Origin of the sequence: Salifodinibacter halophilus (genome assembly GCA_012999515.1) — a bacterium.
In the GTDB taxonomy this organism is placed as follows: Bacteria; Pseudomonadota; Gammaproteobacteria; order Nevskiales; family Salinisphaeraceae; genus Salifodinibacter; species Salifodinibacter halophilus.
In genome coordinates, this window is sequence record JABEEB010000803.1 from 1 (window position 1) to 232 (window position 232).

Annotated in this window: 1 protein-coding gene; it reads right to left on the reverse strand. The window is 72.0% G+C overall.

Annotated elements, in window-relative coordinates; genetic code table 11:
* Positions 1-232, reverse strand: a 232-nt coding sequence (locus HKX41_13800; protein ID NNC25207.1) for a hypothetical protein, incomplete at both ends; no start/stop codon positions are given.

Genomic DNA, 232 nt, shown 5'->3' on the forward strand with positions numbered 1-232 from the left:
CGCCGCCGCCCGCGGCGGCGTGATAGATCCACAGCTCGCCGGCGCCGAGCGAGCGCTCGCCGGTGAAGTGCTTGCGGCCGATCAGGTACTGGCCGTCGGGCGTCCAGGCCGGGTTGTTGAGCAGGCGGAAGTCTTCCTTGGTCACGGCGACCGGGTTGCCGCCGTCGCGGTTCATCCGCCACAGGTTGTTGCCGCCGCCGCGGTCGGAGGTGAAGGCGATCTGGCGGCCGTC